The 18,025-nt window shown below is 46.9% G+C and carries 20 protein-coding genes; 6 read left to right on the forward strand and 14 right to left on the reverse strand.

Features of this window, described 5'->3' with window-relative positions:
* The first annotated feature begins 131 nt into the window (after positions 1-131).
* From JNN12_12295 to JNN12_12315, 5 genes are all read left to right on the forward strand, one after another.
* Positions 132-323 carry a hypothetical protein gene (locus JNN12_12295; protein MBL7979113.1) on the forward strand — a complete coding sequence of 64 codons (192 nt, stop codon included), beginning with the start codon at positions 132-134 and terminating at the stop codon, positions 321-323.
* Positions 323-742 carry a hypothetical protein gene (locus tag JNN12_12300; GenBank protein MBL7979114.1) on the forward strand — a complete coding sequence of 140 codons (420 nt, stop codon included), beginning with the start codon at positions 323-325 and terminating at the stop codon, positions 740-742. Before JNN12_12295 ends, JNN12_12300 begins: the two co-directional genes overlap by 1 nt.
* Positions 732-1,571: a hypothetical protein gene (locus JNN12_12305; GenBank protein ID MBL7979115.1), complete on the forward strand. Its 840-nt coding sequence runs from the start codon at positions 732-734 to the stop codon at positions 1,569-1,571. The genes JNN12_12300 and JNN12_12305 overlap by 11 nt, the downstream gene beginning before the upstream one ends.
* Positions 1,572-1,648: 77 nt before the next feature.
* Positions 1,649-2,329 carry a hypothetical protein gene (locus JNN12_12310; GenBank protein ID MBL7979116.1) on the forward strand — a complete coding sequence of 227 codons (681 nt, stop codon included), beginning with the start codon at positions 1,649-1,651 and terminating at the stop codon, positions 2,327-2,329.
* Positions 2,330-2,435: 106 nt separating this feature from the next.
* Positions 2,436-2,819, forward strand: coding sequence for a hypothetical protein (locus tag JNN12_12315; GenBank protein MBL7979117.1), 384 nt, complete (start codon positions 2,436-2,438; stop codon positions 2,817-2,819).
* A 174-nt stretch (positions 2,820-2,993) separates the two neighbouring features.
* Here JNN12_12315 and pyrR read toward each other — a convergent pair whose 3' ends face one another.
* From pyrR to JNN12_12340, 5 genes are all read right to left on the reverse strand, one after another.
* The gene (gene pyrR / locus JNN12_12320; protein MBL7979118.1) at positions 2,994-3,503 is read right to left on the reverse strand and encodes a bifunctional pyr operon transcriptional regulator/uracil phosphoribosyltransferase PyrR; all 510 of its coding nucleotides are present in this window, start codon (positions 3,501-3,503) and stop codon (positions 2,994-2,996) included.
* Positions 3,504-3,595: 92 nt separating this feature from the next.
* Positions 3,596-4,006, reverse strand: a complete 411-nt coding sequence (locus JNN12_12325; protein ID MBL7979119.1) for a hypothetical protein — start codon at positions 4,004-4,006, stop codon at positions 3,596-3,598.
* Positions 4,007-4,062: 56 nt separating this feature from the next.
* Positions 4,063-4,551, reverse strand: coding sequence for a transcriptional repressor (locus tag JNN12_12330; protein ID MBL7979120.1), 489 nt, complete (start codon positions 4,549-4,551; stop codon positions 4,063-4,065).
* A gap of 106 nt (positions 4,552-4,657) precedes the next feature.
* Positions 4,658-5,281, reverse strand: coding sequence for a dTMP kinase (tmk, locus tag JNN12_12335; protein MBL7979121.1), 624 nt, complete (start codon positions 5,279-5,281; stop codon positions 4,658-4,660).
* 25 nt (positions 5,282-5,306) lie between these two features.
* The gene (locus JNN12_12340) at positions 5,307-5,708 is read right to left on the reverse strand and encodes a hypothetical protein (GenBank protein MBL7979122.1); all 402 of its coding nucleotides are present in this window, start codon (positions 5,706-5,708) and stop codon (positions 5,307-5,309) included.
* Between the two features lie 315 nt (positions 5,709-6,023).
* On the opposite strand from JNN12_12340, the gene JNN12_12345 reads away from it, so the two are divergent.
* The gene (locus JNN12_12345; GenBank protein MBL7979123.1) at positions 6,024-6,275 is read left to right on the forward strand and encodes a hypothetical protein; all 252 of its coding nucleotides are present in this window, start codon (positions 6,024-6,026) and stop codon (positions 6,273-6,275) included.
* A 174-nt stretch (positions 6,276-6,449) separates the two neighbouring features.
* Here the strand turns inward: JNN12_12345 and ftsZ are convergent, their stop codons facing one another.
* From ftsZ to JNN12_12390, 9 genes are all read right to left on the reverse strand, one after another.
* Complete coding sequence (ftsZ, locus tag JNN12_12350) at positions 6,450-7,892, reverse strand: cell division protein FtsZ (GenBank protein MBL7979124.1); 1,443 nt, start codon at positions 7,890-7,892, stop codon at positions 6,450-6,452.
* Between the two features lie 79 nt (positions 7,893-7,971).
* Positions 7,972-9,240, reverse strand: coding sequence for a cell division protein FtsA (gene ftsA, locus JNN12_12355; protein ID MBL7979125.1), 1,269 nt, complete (start codon positions 9,238-9,240; stop codon positions 7,972-7,974).
* A 64-nt stretch (positions 9,241-9,304) separates the two neighbouring features.
* Complete coding sequence (locus JNN12_12360; GenBank protein MBL7979126.1) at positions 9,305-10,174, reverse strand: FtsQ-type POTRA domain-containing protein; 870 nt, start codon at positions 10,172-10,174, stop codon at positions 9,305-9,307.
* Positions 10,155-11,585 (reverse strand): UDP-N-acetylmuramate--L-alanine ligase, encoded by a 1,431-nt coding sequence (locus JNN12_12365; protein MBL7979127.1) that lies wholly within the window; start codon positions 11,583-11,585, stop codon positions 10,155-10,157. Before JNN12_12365 ends, JNN12_12360 begins: the two co-directional genes overlap by 20 nt.
* 28 nt (positions 11,586-11,613) lie before the next feature.
* Positions 11,614-12,729 carry an undecaprenyldiphospho-muramoylpentapeptide beta-N-acetylglucosaminyltransferase gene (gene murG / locus JNN12_12370; GenBank protein ID MBL7979128.1) on the reverse strand — a complete coding sequence of 372 codons (1,116 nt, stop codon included), beginning with the start codon at positions 12,727-12,729 and terminating at the stop codon, positions 11,614-11,616.
* A complete protein-coding gene (locus JNN12_12375; GenBank protein ID MBL7979129.1) occupies positions 12,726-13,940 on the reverse strand; it encodes an FtsW/RodA/SpoVE family cell cycle protein in 1,215 nt (404 codons plus the stop codon). Before JNN12_12375 ends, murG begins: the two co-directional genes overlap by 4 nt.
* Before the next feature lie 5 nt (positions 13,941-13,945).
* The gene (locus JNN12_12380) at positions 13,946-15,304 is read right to left on the reverse strand and encodes a UDP-N-acetylmuramoyl-L-alanine--D-glutamate ligase (GenBank protein MBL7979130.1); all 1,359 of its coding nucleotides are present in this window, start codon (positions 15,302-15,304) and stop codon (positions 13,946-13,948) included.
* Positions 15,305-15,323: 19 nt separating this feature from the next.
* A complete protein-coding gene (locus JNN12_12385; protein ID MBL7979131.1) occupies positions 15,324-16,496 on the reverse strand; it encodes a phospho-N-acetylmuramoyl-pentapeptide-transferase in 1,173 nt (390 codons plus the stop codon).
* Between the two features lie 28 nt (positions 16,497-16,524).
* Positions 16,525-18,003, reverse strand: coding sequence for a UDP-N-acetylmuramoyl-L-alanyl-D-glutamate--2,6-diaminopimelate ligase (locus tag JNN12_12390; protein ID MBL7979132.1), 1,479 nt, complete (start codon positions 18,001-18,003; stop codon positions 16,525-16,527).
* Between the last annotated feature and the right edge of the window lie 22 nt (positions 18,004-18,025).

The raw sequence follows: 18,025 nt of genomic DNA on the forward strand, positions 1-18,025 counted from the left end.
TGAGCCGAAGTTCTTTACTAAAAAAATCTTGTAGCTCACTATATTGAGCCAGCTTTTTCGCTTTTGTTGCCATAATCTTGTAGATGTCAGAACCCACAAGATAGGCAACATGGCGGAAAAGCTTTTTTGTCATGTACTTAGGTAATAAACTTGTCAATTATGGTATTATGAATGTTGCACTTACTGTTTACGGTGAGATGAGTGGAAAAAGTAGAGAATTAATGCAGGTTGTTGCAGAATCAATACGTAATCGGGTTGTTGCTGCGAATGAAAAAAGCAAGGAGCCGAAGAATATGGAGGAAAAACCACATTTGATATTGTAATGGCTAAAGGTAGTGATGAAAAATCTAAATACCGCACATGGGATGACCATAGGGCAAAACTGGATTTTGCAAAAGAAGGGAAGTTTAGTACTTTTAGTGACAATGACACCAGAGCCCGTAAAAGTTTTGTACAAGCATTGTCTGTTTCATTGATGGTTTTTACCGTCAAAACAAATATTGCGGATGGGGCGACAGAGTACAACTCGCCAAGCAATGCCAACGTAGCAAAAGACCTCAGCACAATACCAGCCTATACAATTGTATATCCTTCTAATTTTTATAGCCTTACACCAGCACAACAAAAGGCATTACACATAGTAGGCGCTAAATATGCTAACGGGAAATATGATAAAGCAATTCAAGACTTTATGGGAGACCCAAAAAAACAAGTAAATCTTAATGGGGTATATGTTCATTAATAAACTACTTTTTACTTTCTGCATAGTGTTTAGCGCTCAGCTATTTACGAGTATTTTGGCGCAACCTATTTGCAAAGAAATACGTTTTGAAGAAGGATATGGGTTGGGCTACAATCGTATTGAATATGCCTCTTCCCAACAGTATTCTGAAAGATATGGAAAATTTTATGCTTATACCCCTTCTGCATTTATTTGGGGCAAATGGGGAAAAAATGTCGCAGATACTACATTCGATGCCCGTGCCCACTGGGAAAATGTAAAATTTTCTTGCGAAAGTAATGTTGGTATTGATAAGGATAAGGAGGATTCATCTTTTTTTGTGATCCATATTTTATCCGGACATTTCGGTCTGAACGAAGGAGAAATATTGTTGGTTAAAATAGATCCTAAAATTCAGTTCCCCCTATTAGGGCGTGTAAAATATCGTGAACCTTTAGGTGCTATTGAGAAAGTAGAACGTCATCAGCAAGATGGTATTATGTATTTATTTGTAACCACGCTTAATGATGAAGATACACTTGATAACGAATGGGCTAAAACACGTCCTTTTTGTGAAATCAGAAAAGAATTACATATTTACGCGATAGATGAAAAATTTAATATACACAAGTCTCCTTCTATTATTTTAAGCAAGACACCTTTCTATTCTATGGGTTGTATAAACCCTAATACTGGGCATGGCCTTAAAAGTTATTACTTTTTAAATATGTCTAATCCTCTTGAATTAAATGTTTTTTATGTGGATACGGAACGTCTTGAAAACAATAGCTATGAAGTGAAGTATGTCTTTAACAAAAAGGATAAGATATTTATAGAATATACCGATTAATCATTTAAGTCACATGAAGCGCCCCTTAAGTGTCACGTTTTCGCTCTATCAATCGGCTACACCCGCATAATTATGTGATGAACAACCCACTCGGCATGGTGGATCCGGATGGGAAAGAGGTAATTATTACTATAAAAAATGAGAATGGCACACGGTATGTGCATATCCAAGTTACAGCGACCTTAATAGACCTAACTGGAAACGCAGGTTTGAATAAACCAAGCTCTTTAACCAATGAGCAACAAGAAAAGATGGGTGGATATGCAGACCGGATAATGGAGTCTTTTAACGAGCTATTTTCTTTCGAGGATAAAGACGCTAAAACGGTTATTACAGCGAATTTGCAATTAACAGTTGCCAGTAGTGTGGACGATATAAAATCTACAGATCATGTACTTGCAATACGTGAAGGATTAGGAGCACACGGTTCTGCTGAACCCGGACAACGGTTTATTGAAGTGTCCAGTAAAATCTTGGATAATGCACGGGATAAAGAAAACAAAAGCGGGAAGACAAAAGACGGTAAAGCATCGCTTGAGCGGACAGCCGTTCATGAACTTGGGCATAGCATGGGGCTTGTGCGTCATCCTGGGGAGCGATATACGATGCCTAAAAATATTGATCCTAAAGGGAATCTTATGACCTCTACAGTTAAAAAAATAGCAGGGCTAAATCTTGTAATACCACAGATAAACCACATTATAAACCAATATGAAGGAGGAAAACTAAATGGGCGGAAACAGTTGCCATGGCATTAAGAAGAGTAAGTATATTCTTGTACTCATCTTTTCGTTCAGCCCTTTTATCAGTTGGGGGCAGTCTTTAATTTTCGAGATTGATTTACATGATACTATGGACAATAGAATGGTTACATTTGACCTAAATGGCCATTCTTTTTGGACCGTTTCTTCATTTAAGCGTACTGGACATGGCTATCTTTACATTAAAATAAAGGCATTTAAAATAGATGAACATACGATTTTAATCAGCATTAAAAATCAAATTCCTACCCTGAATGACGGAGTAGCCCAGAACCGTAATGAAAGGTTCCAAAGAAGCGAGCTTATTTTCCTCAAAAGACCTATAAAGGCATATAAAAAAAGGTTTGAAATAGGGATTACAGAAAATGGGTTCCGTCATAAAGTGAGATTAAATGTAAGGAGGGAGTTGTATTTTTTATTAGGCTACGTTGACGAGGAAAAAAAGTATTATGGGGACGCTTTGGGGTACTCTTTAGGATATGAATAACCTTCCGTAACGCACTAACCCCAGCAACGGGGTTGGTTAGATGGCAGGGCTACGCCCCTTTTTTGTGTCTTGTGGCCGTGTTTCCTACGAAGATGTCGGGGTTATTTTGCCGAACCCCCTATTGTATATAGGATTGCAAAGCATTTGGGTCGGTAAAATGTTCTTACAGGACGTCTATTCCTCCAAAAAAACGGCCAGATTCTGAGCGTCATCCACTAAAATTTGTTCTTGATGTTTGGTTGGGATATAACGTCCACAATAATCTGGCTGCAAGGGCCATTTTCGGTGGCCCCGGTCTATCAGGACAGCCAGTTGCACTGAATGGGGTCGTCCACTGGGTTTAATGGCTTCGAGGGCCGCCCGAATGGTTAGACCAGAGAACAATACGTCGTCCACCAATAAAAGATCTTTGCCTTCGGTAGAGGCTTGAAACGCGGGATAGGGTTTGCCGGAAGGAAGGGGTTGATACCGAAATGGGTTAACGTCTAAGGTCAATATTTCTGGCCGATGTCCGGTGATTTCGAAAATAGCTTGGGCAAAATGAAATGCAACAACAGCGCCACGTGGGATAATACCTAATAAAAGTATGTTTTCTGCACCACGGTTACGCTCCACCACTTCGTGTGCCATTCGGGCAATCATGCGTTGTACGATGGAAGCAGGAATCAAAAGATTTTTAGACACGTCTTTTTCTCCAAGTTTTTCACAAATCTACAACATAAACGGAGGTATTGAGTCGGGAAATCTGTAAGAATTGGAAAAACGATTGTGTCCAATTATTGGAACATGGCCTTGATGCTGCCCCAAGTGCGACGAATGGCGGTTGGGAAGTAATTGACATTTAAAATGGGACTGGTTGTAAGGGTTCCGTCTTTTTCGAGTATGCGCAGACGATATTGGACTTGTTCTGAAGAAAGCACATTGTCTTTGTAGAGGTCCGCATCTCGGTATTGATAAGAGCGTGAACCATCTGCATTGAGGCGTTTTATTTCGCGAAAACCGTTTTCGTAACGTGATTTCCGTTCCAAGATGTATTCACGTATAGGCATATCATCGCTCACTTGCCAGAATATGGTAACCTCTTCATTTTGGAAGCGCCCTTCGAATCGGGTGAGCGAAACCCCAAAAAAAGAGGCTCCTGTACCGATTGCGCTCAGGAATAATATGATCCAGAGATGTATTTTCATATCGCAGATTAAATTACGGAAAAGTTCCTTCGGGTTGCAAGTGAAGTAACAAAACATTAACCTCCCGCGAGTCCTTTTCTTGCCCTAAATTCGCAGTTGTCCCGTTTACAATGTCCGTACATATGAAGGGCATGGTGGGTGATTTCGAAGTTCAGGATTTGTGCCACCATTTCTTGTATGGCTTGGATGCGCGGGTCGCAGTATTCCAAGACGTGGTTGCAATCCAGACAAATCAGGTGATCGTGTTGGCGATACCGATAAGCCCCTTCATATTTGGCCTGATTTTGTCCAAATTGATGTCGGACCACTAAGTTGGAGGCCAAGAGTAGTTCTAAGGTATTGTAAACGGTTGCCCGGCTAATGTTCACGCCTTTGCCCTTTAGGTGTACATACAATTCATCGGCATCAAAGTGATCATTCAACTTATATATTTCCTCCAGAATGGTAAACCGTTCCGGTGTTTGTCGTTGGTTTCGGTTTTTCAGGAATGCCCTAAAGTGCTCGCGGATGTTGATCATGCGGGCCTCTTGTGGACTTGGGGACATATCGGGTAGGTTCATGGAGAAATCGGTTCTGGGCCAAAAAGTCTTGGGTGTAAGCACAGGTGAATTGGTATGCTCATTCATTTACGGACGATTTAAAGAATAACCTTCAATCCCGGTCTTCCGTTCCGAGCAGTGATTGAACATCCTGCCAAATTAAGTTGTGAATGGCTTCTGGAGACAAAGTTCCATCCAAAGACCTGAACCGATCCGCTTCTTGTTCTGCCATTTGGATATATGCACTTCTTACCCGTTCAAAAAAAGCTTGACCGGATTGTTCAATGCGGTCTGCTGTGCGGATCCTGCGTCTTTGGGTAGCAAGTGTAATCGGTACATCTACTAAATACGTGCGGGAGGGCAGTAGGTTGTCGGTAACAGCTAATTGGAACTGGTGCACCCAGTTGGGATCGGCCACCGTACGTCCATACCCTTGGTATGCGATGGTGGAGTCTAAGTAACGGTCGCAAATAACCACTTTTCCGGCATGAAGTGCGGGAAGAATGACCGTTTCGCACAGCTGCCGACGGGCAGCGGAGAAGAGTAGCATTTCGGAAAAGGGGACAATATGCAGGGAGGAATCCAACAAAATGGCTCGTACCTTCTCAGAAACGTCGGTTCCACCTGGCTCTCGTAATAACAGTACCTCCTTTCCCGACGCTTGTAGTCGTTTCGTAAGCAAGTGGGCTTGTGTGGTTTTTCCTGAACCGTCTATACCTTCAAAGCTGATAAACATGGTGATTTTAGGGGCTGGCTTTGTTTTAGGGGGTTGATGTAACAAGTTTACCGCCAGCATAGGCTGCAGGTATATACCCAATTCCAGCCAAGATCATCATCCAGATGGGGTGGGGCAGCATGGTCATATTCAAGAGGGCGCCAAACAATAAGATGCCACCACAGATCAGGCTGAGGGTTCTGGCAGCCGCCGGGGCAATACGTGCCGAGACATAGCCGGCTACAAGGGAGGAGGAAAGCCAGAAAAGCAGCATGAGCGCTAAAATAGGGTCAGGGATGCCTTGGATGTAGGTTTTTAGTGTATCCGGGTTTTTTAGGTCTGACCCAAAGGGTGGGGGGGCGAGGTATCCGGCTACTGCGTCTCCGATGGTAACGATGATGATGGCTGAAAGCAGCCCGGCCAACACGGCCAATATATTTTTAAGCATAGACAACCCCATATTTTTAAGCGGACAACGCTAAAATACAACATTCACCAGAGATTGTTTTCCGGATAGGTTACGTTTTTTAGGGAGCGTTCTTTTTTAGACACCACTGCCCATCAAATTATACACCTTTTAATGATCTGTGAGCCGTTGGTCTTCCTAAAAGAGGAGTTGACCGAAAAAAAAAGGGCTTTCACGGTATTCAGAAGGTCGTTTTGCAACCTCGTTTTTAGTTTCTCCGTAGAGAACGCAAAAAATGGCAGGGAAATTGAAATATTAACGGTAAAACCAATTGTAAACCGAAAAACCACTACGACCATGACCACTTCCTATCCTGTTTCGATGGATGCCGTAGCCGGCTCCGCCATGACCCTCCTCTTCGCCCGTTATCTGGCTGGCCAAATCTCGGAAACTGCCTGGAATAAATTAATGGGCTTTATGGATTCTGGTCGGCTGACTAAGGCCGAAAGAGAGGCACTTATTGCATCGGTCAATAAGGCACTGTCTGAAAAAAAAGGGGACTCCGACCGCAATGCGTGGCAGCAAAACATGATGGGAATCGCCGCATAATCTGAAAATTACTTCCTTTTGGTGTTTGGGTGAGAAAAAAGCCGTCGGGAACCAATAATGGCCCGATGGCTTCTTTTTTTATGTACAAGAAGCCCCGCTTGTGGAGGGATGGGCGGGGCTTCCTTCTTTGGAGGGTCCTTTTTTGAAGGAGAGGTGATGTACGGGGAGGCGGGCTTAGTCCATCATATTACGCAAGAACGTAGGATTGTCATCATCCCGCTTCGGTTGTGCTTTTTTTGCGTTCCGGTCTTCGGCGCTTAACCGGAGTATTTTCATGGCTGGGCTACGCTCATCTGGTGTGGGGGCGGGAGGCGGTTGAGGCGTTTCTTCCGCCGGATTCACGCCGAGACGGCGCTGATAAGCCGGGACATCCAAGTCTTTGAGCGCTTGCTCTCCTTTATACGCAGGAACTGTATGGTAAAACTCGCGGCGCGGCAAGGTTTCGGTCCGAGGAGCATGTTGGCCTGTTGTCGGCGGTTCTTGAACCGAAGGAGGCATCAATGGTTGGGCAGGGGCTGATACTTCTGGTATGGCAGTGGGAGTCGCCACTTCGGCGATGGATTTTTTAGGCTGTATCAGTATATCTTCGACTTCATCAAAGCGTGTTGCCACGACGGTAACCCGCAAGTCATCTCCCATCTCTTCTGAGACCACCATACCGAAGATGATTTCATCTTCGCCAATGTCGTCTCCCACTTCTTTCTTAATGATTTCGGTGGCCACCGTGGCTTCTTTAATGGTGAGTGAGCGGCCCGCTGTAATATTGACCAAAACACTTTTGGCATTTCGGATGGAGAGGCCATCTAATAGTGGGCTGCGAATGGCAGCCATAGCTGCTTTTTCGGCGCGGTTTTCTCCCGAAGCCACTGCCGAGCCAATCAAAGCCATTCCGCCATCTTTCATGATGGTTTTTACGTCTGCGAAGTCGAGGTTAATCAGACCATGCGTGGTAATGAGGTCACTGATGCCGCGTGTAGAATTATAGAGGACTTCGTCCACCTTTGCCAGGGCAACTTCCACAGGGGTGTTGGTCTCGATCACATCTACCACGCGGTCGTTTGGAATGACGATCAGGGCATCCACGTATTGTTTTAGGGCATCAATTCCTTGCATGGCAAATTGCATCCGTTTTCGTCCTTCAAAAGTGAATGGGCGGGTGACGATGGCCACGGTCAAAATGTCCATTTTTCGGGCGATCTGTGCAACGGCTGGTGCCCCTCCTGTCCCTGTGCCTCCCCCCATTCCGGCGGTAATAAACACCATATCGCAGCCTTTCAGGGCTTGCTCCACTTCCTGTCGTGCTTCTTCAACGGCTTGGGCGCCGATATCTGGTCGTGCGCCTGCACCCAATCCCTTGGTCAGGGATCGTCCGGCTTGAATCTTTACGTGGGCTTTATTGGCCATCAGGTCTTGGGCATCGGTATTTACAGCCACAAACTCGATGCCCTTAATGCCTTGTTTGGCCATGTTATTTAGGGCATTACCGCCCCCCCCACCTACGCCGATGACGCGAATTACCGCGTCTTTGTTCAGTTCGTCTCCCACATAAGTGAACATATTACTGATCGGGTTGTTCGGACGCTCTTCCCCCGTTGAGCGTGTGTTATTGGTATTCATACTCCCTCCAAAGAAACGATATAGATTGCTGATAGTCAGCTTTTTTGCAAAATTATTAGATTAAAACAGTTTTTAAGGTTTAGAACTCACGAAACCATAGCTTCATGCGGTTCCATATTTTTTGGGTTTGGCTTTCCTCCTGACCTTCATGGTCTTCTGTGGCCTCCAATCCACGAGAAGAAAACGCAACACCCCCAATGGTTTCTGGTTTAAGGCCATACAAAGTGAGGCCAACAGCGGTTGCATATTTTGGGTTTTGGACCTCATCTACCAGTCCTCCACCCAGTCCTACCGGACGTCCGATGCGGGCTGTATTCATCCCTAATACCTCCATAGCCAATTCTGCTGTTTCGGGAATTTGGGAACCACCGCCTGTTAGTACAACGCCTGCCATGTGTCTTCCGTGACCACTTCGTTTGATTTCGATCTGGACAAATTCCAAAATTTCTTCAAGCCTTGGTTGGATGATTTGGGCCAATGTACTTTGTCTAATCCGTTTTTCGCCATATTCTCCTACACCAGGGATTACAATTTCCACTTCCTCATCCACAAATCCGGCAATGGCTTGTCCGAATTGTCGTTTAAGTTGTTCGGCATGTTCACGCATCACGCCCAGTCCTTTCCGCACATCATCCGTCACTTTATTTCCCGCGACCCCAATCACCGCTGTATGACGTATGGTATTGTCCTCGAAAATGGCCACATCCGTTGTTCCTCCGCCAATGTCCACGAGTACCACCCCAATTTCTTTTTCTTCCGGATACAGTACGGCATGTGCGGAGGCCAGTGGTTCCAATACAATATCGGCAACCTGATAGCCAGCACGTTCTACACAAGTAAAGATATTACGGGCTGCCGTGACGAGGCCAGAAATGATGTGTACATTGGCTTCCAAGCGTACCCCACTCATGCCGACGGGGTCCAACACGCCATCTTGGCCATCCACAATAAATTCCTGAGGCACTACATGTAGGATGCGCCGATCTGTTGGAAGGGCAACATGTGTGGTATCTTCCAGCAAACGGGCCACATCTTTTGGGCTAATGATGCCATTTTTACTGGAAATGGTGACCACGCCACGGCTTTGAAAACTCTGGATGTGGTCGCCAGCAATGCCCACCACCACGCTTTCCACCTGAACACCAGCTGCATGGGCGGCATCGTTTACGGCTTTGCGAATGGCCTGAACGGTTTTGTCAATATTCACCACCACGCCACGGTTAAGCCCCTCGGATGGTGCTTCGCCCAGTCCCAGAATATTTACACGGCCCATTTCATCAGGGGCAGCCACCACCGCACAAACTTTGGTGGTTCCGATATCTAAGCCAACTACGATTCGCTCTTGCATGATATAATTTTTTTTGTCTGATTTATGTCATCAGGAATATAAAAAAAACATTAATCCAAACCGATTATTTCTGCTCATTCGGTTCATTCGTAACCACCTGTCCTTCCCAACGCAAATCTATTTCACGAATATTTTTTTGCGGGTATGGTAAAACAGACTGGTTCCAGAAAGCTTTTAGCGTGAGCAGTCTATCTTCAAATCTATTTTTGCCCAGTTCAATTCTGGGTGGAATGTTTTGGTTAATAGACGCGGCGCGTCCAACGACACGACCATCAGGCCGTAGTTCAAGGGAAGCGATTAGGGCGGTGACTTGGTCTGATAATTTGGCTAAGTCTTGAGCAAGCGTCAATAAGGTGCCATTGGGTACTTTTTTACCGGGTTGATATCTTGGTGTATTACCGGAAATAGGCAACACGTCAAAACTTGCACCCCGCACCCAGTTCATAGGGTAGCCACTTTCATCCATATAATATTGGGGGACGCCATCTTGGTTTAACACCAATAAAACGGGTTTTTTTTCGGTGATTTCCACTTCGAGAATACCATTTAATCCTTTACTAACCGTGGCATCTTTTACCCAAGGGTGTCGTTTTACCAGCGTGATGATCGCGTCTGCCTCCACCTCGGCCATGGTTTTTTGTCCGTCGGCGATCGGGATTAATTTACGCAGTTCCGTGAGATCGGCATATTGTGCATTAGTAAATTCAACGCCTTTCAGCGGTACGAAGTCCTGCCAAAGGTAAAACACCCCCAATACAACGATCAGAAGTCCTACCCCTACCAACCACATTTTCCGGTTTTGCAACCATACGCGCCCGTCAAAACGTCGGGAAGGCTGCGTTTCCACCGGGGGAGTGGTATCTGGTGGGGGAATCCGGCGGTTGCCCAGATGGGCCGGCCGTGCTTTGAATACATCAAGCGGATCCTGTGCCATCGTTCTCTCCATTGGAAATCAATTGCAGAAAGGCTTCGCCATACCGCCAAATATCCCCGGCGCCCATGGTAATCACGACATCACCGGGCTGGGTCAGGTCTTTTAGGTATTGCGGAAGTTCTTTTTTGTCCTCCACATAATGAACATGACGATGCCCGTAATGTTTGGCCAAGTCTGCAATCAGGGCACCTGTGATGCCTGGTCGGGGGGCCTCTCTCGACGGAAAAACATCAGTTATGACCAGTAAATCTGCATTGAAAAAAGCCCGTGCAAATTCCTCTTTAAAGTCCTCGGTTCGAGAGTATAGGTGTGGTTGGAAAACGGCTACAATCCGTTTGGTACGCCAACCTTCATTGGCGGCTTTTAGGGTGGCCTTTACCTCGGTGGGGTGGTGGGCATAATCATCTATCACATAGATGTCATTTTCGACCCCTTTTAGTTGGAATCTTCGCTGCACCCCCGTAAATTTATCCAGCCCTGATACAATGCTCTCAAAGGGCATTTCCATCTCTAAGCCAACAGCAATAGCGGCCAAGGCATTTCGGACATTATGGATTCCTGGTACATGAAGGTTGATTTCACCGAGGAAAGTGTCGTTGTGCCATACCCCAAAATGTTGTTCCATGCCGTCTTTCCGGATTTCGTCTGCGCGGATATTCGCTTGCCTTGCTGTTCCATAGGTGACCACCGGGCGATCAATATTACCTAAGATGTCTTGCACATTTTCATCGTCTAAACAAGCAATAACCCGGCCAAAGAACGGGACTTTGTTTGCATATTGTGTAAAGGCATCTTTAATATCGTCTAAATCTGCATAAATATCTAAATGTTCAGCCTCGATATTAGTGATTACAGCCACAATGGGAGTGAGTCGAAGAAACGTTCGGTCATATTCATCGGCTTCGATAATGATGATATCGCCTTCACCAGATACCGCATTGGAGCCAAAAACAGAGACTTTCCCGCCAACAATAATGGTTGGGTCGAAGTCTCCTTCCGAGATCACCAGTCCTGTAAGCGAAGTGGTGGTGGTTTTGCCATGCGTCCCTGCAATGCCGATGCCATATTTCATCCGCATCAATTCACCCAACATCTCCGGGCGTCCGATGAGAGGAATGCGTAATCGGTTGGCCTCTTGGGTTTCGGGGTTTTCTTTTACTTTTACCGCCGATGAATACACTACAACGTCTGCTCCAATTACATTTTCGGCAAAATGGCCTTCAAAAATTTTGGCGCCACGTTTTTCCAACCTACGAGTGGTCTCGGTGGAAGCAAGGTCGGAGCCGGAAACTTCAAATCCGCGTGAAATCAATACTTCGGCAATGGAACTCATGCCAATTCCACCGATTCCAATCATGTGGATTCGTTTGATGCGGCCTAATGGCTTTTGTTTGCGTCTGGGTCTTGGCATTTTTTTATTGTTTCAGGAGGTTGATTTTTTAAGATAGACACAAGTTTAGAATGTCTTTTGCAATGGTTTCGGCAGCATCTGGTTTTGCAAGATTTTGGGCTGCGGTGCGCATTCTGTTTCTTTCCGCTTCATGATGGAGCAACGCTTGAATGGTGGCTAAAAAACCATATTCAGTCTGTAGTTCTGTTTCTGGCAAGACTTTGGCTGCACCTGCCCTTTCCATCGAGCGGGCATTTTTGGTTTGATGATCCTCTGCAACATGCGGGGAAGGAATCAACACAGCAGGACTTCCAGTTACCATCAATTCACTGCACGAAATAGCCCCAGCGCGGCACACTACAAGATCGGCAGCGGCATAGGCATATTCCATACGATCAAGGTATTTCATCAGGCGCAGTCTCGGATGTTGGGGCAGTTCCGCGTGTAAGCGATCATACCATTGTTTCCCGGTTTGCCAGAGCAGGAAGAGGTTCTCCTCTTTAAGGAGGGTTTCATAGGCGCGTTGCATGGCTTTATTCAGTACGGGGCTTCCCAGAGAGCCGCCAAACATCAAAAGAACCGTTGCATGGGCAGGCAGGTCCCAGTGTTTTCGGGCCTCTTCCCGATTCAGGTCTTGAAGGATTTTACGGGTTGGATTGCCGCTCAACACACATTTAGCCGCTGGGAAGTAGGATTTGGCCTCCTCGAATGCCACATGAATCCGGGCGGCCTTTTGCCCAAGCAGTTTATTGGTTACACCGGCATAGGCATTTTGCTCTTGTAATACAATGGGTTTTCCTTGAAGGCTCGCCATGCGCAATACCGGTCCGGAAACATACCCACCAGTTCCAACAACAATGTCCGGATCAAATCCCTTCACCAACCGCCAACTCTGCGCCAAGCCTGCGGCGAGTTTAAATGGGAATTTTAGGTTCCGTTTGATGCTCTCGACCGAGAACGACCGCTGAACCCCGGAAATAGTAATTGGATGGATTTCGTATCCAGCCTTTGGAACCGCTTCCCATTCTATCCGGTCTTTGGTGCCAGCGAACGCAATCACAGCATCGGGGGCCAGTACTCGGATGGCATCTGCGATCGCAATCGCGGGATATACATGGCCTCCGGTTCCGCCGCCAGCGAGGAGTATTCTGGGGGATCGTTTCATGCCTCTTTGGTTTTTTGTTCCCGTTTTTTAGGCGCAAACCGTTGTCCGGAAATATTCAACAAAACGCCCACCATGATTCCGGTGACAATGAGTGAGGTGCCTCCCCAAGACACAAATGGGAAGGGGAGGCCGGTAACGGGCATCAAACCGATATTTACGCACACATGTACCAAGCCATAAAGGCCAATGGTAAGTGAAATACCCGATGCCAGAAAAAATCCTAATGGATCGGGGGCATTTCGGGCAGTGTGTACAAAACCACGATAGAGAAAAATGCCCAAAAGGGCCAGAACAATCAGGGCGCCAAGAATCCCAAATTCTTCTGCAATGATTGCAAAAATGAAATCGCTATATGCCGCAGGAATCCAATCTTTTTGGGTACTTTTGCCGATTCCTTTTCCGGTTAGACTGCCGTTGGCGATGGCTATTTGGGCTTGTAGTATTTGGAAGCGCTCTCCCCGATTACTAAACACCGTTTCTTCGTTGGTGTGGGAAAAGAGCCGGAGGCCCAAATAGCTCTCAACACGTTCTGCGCGTGCGGGGAATAACAAGAGCATCACCACTGCGAGTAGCAGACCAAGGCCCAACAAACTGCCCAAATGAACCAATTTCATGCGTCCGATAAACCCCATAATCAGAACAGTTATCAGCAAAACCATTGCCGTCGAAACGTTTTGTGCACCGATCAGGATGGTAATAATTACCCCCCAAGCCATAACGGGTAGGAAACCGCGTCCAAAGTGTTGTATATACAACTGCTTGCGGGTAAGGAGTACCGCAACATGGACGATGAGTGCAAAACGCGCAATGTCTGAAGGACGAAAGCCAAAAATAGCCCGCCGTGCACCGCCTTGCCAGTCGCCTTGAATCAAGACCCAGATAAGCAAGAATACCGATGCAAAAATCCCTAATTTACTAAAACGGGCTACTACATGATAGTCAATCTGGCTAAATACGATCATTGCCCCGATAGCAATGACCAATCGAACCAGGTGTTCTAATAACAAGCCCTCGGTACTGGTACCGTTGGAAGCAGCCAGATAAGCCGTTGCACTGTAAACGGCGACAATTCCGACCAGACTTAGGGCCAGAATAGTACCCAAAATGGTCCGGTCTATCTGTGTAGGACGCCATGCCGCTGATGGCCAGCTCCGTATATCCGGCCATCGGTTTTTTATGGTAGCTAAAAGATTATCGGCGGTGAGGTTCATGTGATTCAAAGATTAAGAACCGCTGCTTTAAAGACATCTCCACGATGCTCATAATTTTCAAAGAGGTCGAATGATGCACATGCAGGACTTAGAAGTACCACTTCTCCCGCCTGTGCTACTTGGTGAGCCAAGGCTACAGCTTCCTCCATATTGGTGGCAAACCGTGCTTCTTGGGCCGCGCAGCCCAGTTCCGATACCACCTTGTGTCCGCTTTCATCCCCCACCCCAATCACCATACGCACTTTCTCGTGTACCAAATGGTGTAATGGGCCATAGTCGTTTCCTTTATCGCGCCCACCTGCCAAAAGAATAATAGGTTCCTCGAAACTTTCCAAGGCATACCATACTGCATTTACGTTGGTGGCCTTGGAGTCGTTGTAGTACCGGACTTGGTTCAATTCCCGAACAAATTCAAGCCGGTGTGGTACCCCCTCGAAGGTTGAAAGACTTTCTCGGATGACCTCTGACCGAATTTCCATGACCCGTGCGGCAACAGCAGCGGCAAGAGAATTGTAGAGGTTGTGACGACCCCGGATGGAGACTTCATCAGCTTTCATGAGTACCTCCTCTCGGCCTTCCAGGCGCAATATCAGGTTTTGATTGCGTAAAAAGGCGCCTTGGGGCACTTCCTTTTCTATACTCAGTGCAAGGGAAGTAAAAGGTGCCGTCTGCACAATCGGGTTAAAATGGCGATTCAAAAGCTCGTCGTCGGCATTGTAGATCACGTAATCACCCATTTGTTGATTTTGGTGAATACGAAATTTACTGCCCGCATAGTTCTCGAACCGATATTGGTACCGATCTAAATGATCGGGAGTGATATTTAATAGGATGCTTACTTTGGGTTTAAAGCGGTCTATATGATCTAATTGAAAACTGGAGACCTCCAGAATAACGGTCTGTTCGCTGGTTAATTGGTCTGCACGATCAGAAAAAGGAATACCAATATTCCCACCAATAAATGGTTTATGTCCAGCTTTTTCAAAGATATAGCCTGCAAGGGTTGTCGTGGTGGTTTTACCATTGGTGCCCGTAATGGCGACAATGGGGGCTTTACAAAACCAAGAAGCCACCTCGACCTCGGAAAACACCGAGATGCCTTTTGCCAATGCTTGCTGAATGAGTGGGGTGGTGGTAGGTACCCCAGGACTGATCACCATCCAGTCTGCAAGAAGCGCCCGATCCGAGTGCCCGCCAAATTCGAAGTCCACGCCAGCTTGTTCGAGTTCGAGGGCGATCTTTTGGGTGTTTTCGCCCCGATCTGTCACAAAAACGGTTGCAGCATGACGAGCAAGCAATTTCGCGACCGCAAGACCACTTCGTGCGGCGCCAACAACTGTTATATGTTTGTCCTTCAAGTTCATCAAATCTGTTTTTTTGCAGCTATCGAATCCGGAGGGTAAGCAAACTCATAATGACGGAGATGGCGGTGATAATCCAAAAGCGGGTGACGATTTTGGTCTCTTTTAGTCCCTTTGCTTCAAAATGATGGTGTAAGGGTGCCATTCGGAAAATTCTGCGCCCTTCCCCAAACCGTTTTTTGGTGTATTTGAAATACGAAGTCTGAAGAATGACCGAAATGGTTTCCATGAAGAACACACTGCATAATAAAGGGAGCAAGAGTTCTGTTTTGACCATGAGGGCCAGTGTGGCAATAGCCGCACCCAGTGCCAACGACCCTGTATCGCCCATAAAGACTTGGGCGGGATGGCTATTGTACCAGAGGAAGCCCATGCACGCAGCCGCAAGAGCAGCTGCAAAGACGGTTAGTTCGCCTGCACCAGAGAGGTGTAGAATCCCCAGAAAATCGGCGTATTTGACATTGCCAGCCACATACGAAAAGACGACCAGTCCTGCCGCAACAAAGGCACTAACCCCACCCGCCAAACCGTCTAAGCCATCGGTTAGGTTCACGGCATTGGAAACGGCCATCATGATGAATATGACCACGCCAATGTACACCAACCAGCCCAGATCAAAGCCCAAGAGATTGGCAAGGGTGTCGGGGAAGTAATCAAACACACGGTCTTTCACAAAAGGCAGGTTAGTGATCGTCTGAACATCTTCATGTGACTTGTTAAAGGGATTGTGGAAATACAACACATAGCCTACCAGCAAGCCGATGCTGAACTGTCCCGCAAGTTTGGTCCGTCCGGCCAAGCCTGCCTTGTTTTTCTTGACAATTTTAATATAATCGTCTGCAAAACCGAAGCCACCCATCCAAATGGTAGCCAACATTACCAATAGAATGCCCATTTCGGCAATGGCCCCCCATAAAATTGTGGCGCCCAGTACAGAAGCCAGAATGATAATACCGCCCATCGAAGGGGTTCCTCGCTTGTGCGAGTGATCCACAACGCCAGCATCTGCACCACTGCGAACGGTCTCTCCAAATTGTCGTTTTTGCAACCAACCAATCATTTTCTTGCCAAAGAACAAGGAGATCAGCAAGGCGGTGACAGCCGCAAGGGCCACCCGAACCGTGATGAAATGAAACATCTGGAATCCGGGAGGTTCGTATGTTTGCTCCAGCCAAATCAAAAAATAATACAGCATACCGTTTGGGGTTGGTTTTCCGGGAAGGTTAGGGGTTGTTTTTTATGTTAAAAGCGTGCCTCACTTCTTCCCGGTCGTCAAAGTGATGCTTGGTGGTGCCTATGATCTGGTACGGCTCGTGTCCTTTACCTGCAACAAGGATGATGTCTTCGGGTTGGGCGTGTTGGACCGCGTACCGAATGGCCTCCCTACGGTCGGGTAGCCAAAGGGCGTTTTCTGGACGTTGGAAGCCGCGTTTAATATCTTCCAATATTTTATCAGGAGATTCTGTACGTGGGTTATCGCTTGTGGCGACCGGAAAATCGGCGTACTGTTCGGCAACCCGCCCCATGATGGGCCGTTTATCCGGGTCTCGGTCTCCACCACATCCAAAGACACACCAGATTTTGCCTTCCGGTTTTTTTATGGCATGGATGGTTTGAAGCACATTCTCTAGGGCGTCAGGCGTATGGGCATAGTCCACAATAGCCGTAATGGGGCCTTCAAAAACTTCTTGTTCAAACCTACCAGGAACAGGTGGCGCGGTGGCTAAAACGTCCAAAACCTCTTTGGGTGTAAAGCCCAGTGCCAGTCCCACGGCATACGCTGCCGTGAGGTTATACGCGTTAAATCGTCCGACCAGACGGAACGTGCAATCGTGTCCATCTAAGCGTAGATGAAGGCCGGAAACCGAGTCCTCCAGCAGTTGAAACCGAATCTGAGCCGCATCGCTCGTACCGTAGGAAATTTTTCGGGCGGGTGTATCTATGAGCATGCCAGGTCCTGTTGGATCGTCGGCATTTGTGAGTGCGGTTGCACTTTCGGGCAAGTCGTCAAACAGTTTTTTCTTGGCCAGCCGATAGGCTTCAACCGTCCGGTGGTAGTCTAAATGGTCATGGGTGAGATTGGAGAAGACAGCCACGTCAAAATCTCGCCCCATCACCCGGTATTGGTCTAAAGCGTGCGAAGAAACCTCCATCACGGCATACGAACATCCGGCAAAAGACATTTGGCGTAGCAGTGCATTAAGGGTTACCGCAGAAGGAGTGGTATGGGTGGCAGGGATTTCTTTATCGCCAATTCGATATGAAATGGTGCCAATTAATCCTGTTTTATGCCCCAATTCTTGTAATAGGTGGTGAATCAGCCATGTGGTGGTGGTTTTGCCATTTGTGCCCGTCACCCCAATCAGGTTGATTGAAGAGGCGGGATATTGCCAAAGTGCCGCCGAAAGCTCAGCCAAGGCTTTTCTGGTATCCGAAACACAGGCGAAATGGATTGTGGCAGTACGGTCTTCGGGCATTGTTTCACAAATAATACCCAAAGCGCCTTTCTCGATGGCTTTATGAATAAACCCATGACCATCGGCAGCTATCCCGCGAATGGCCACAAATAAGCCGTTTTCACCAACTTCTCTGCTGTCATCGGAGAGGTGGTTTATGGTTGTCTCAGCCACTGTTGGACTAAAAGTGGAGGCAACGAGTAATCCACGGTCCCGCAAAACATCCAATACGTTCTGCCAAGTCATTTCAGGGGCGGTATGTGTTGAA

This window comes from Bacteroidetes Order II. bacterium, from assembly GCA_016788705.1.
Classification (GTDB): Bacteria; Bacteroidota; Rhodothermia; order Rhodothermales; family UBA2364; genus UBA2364.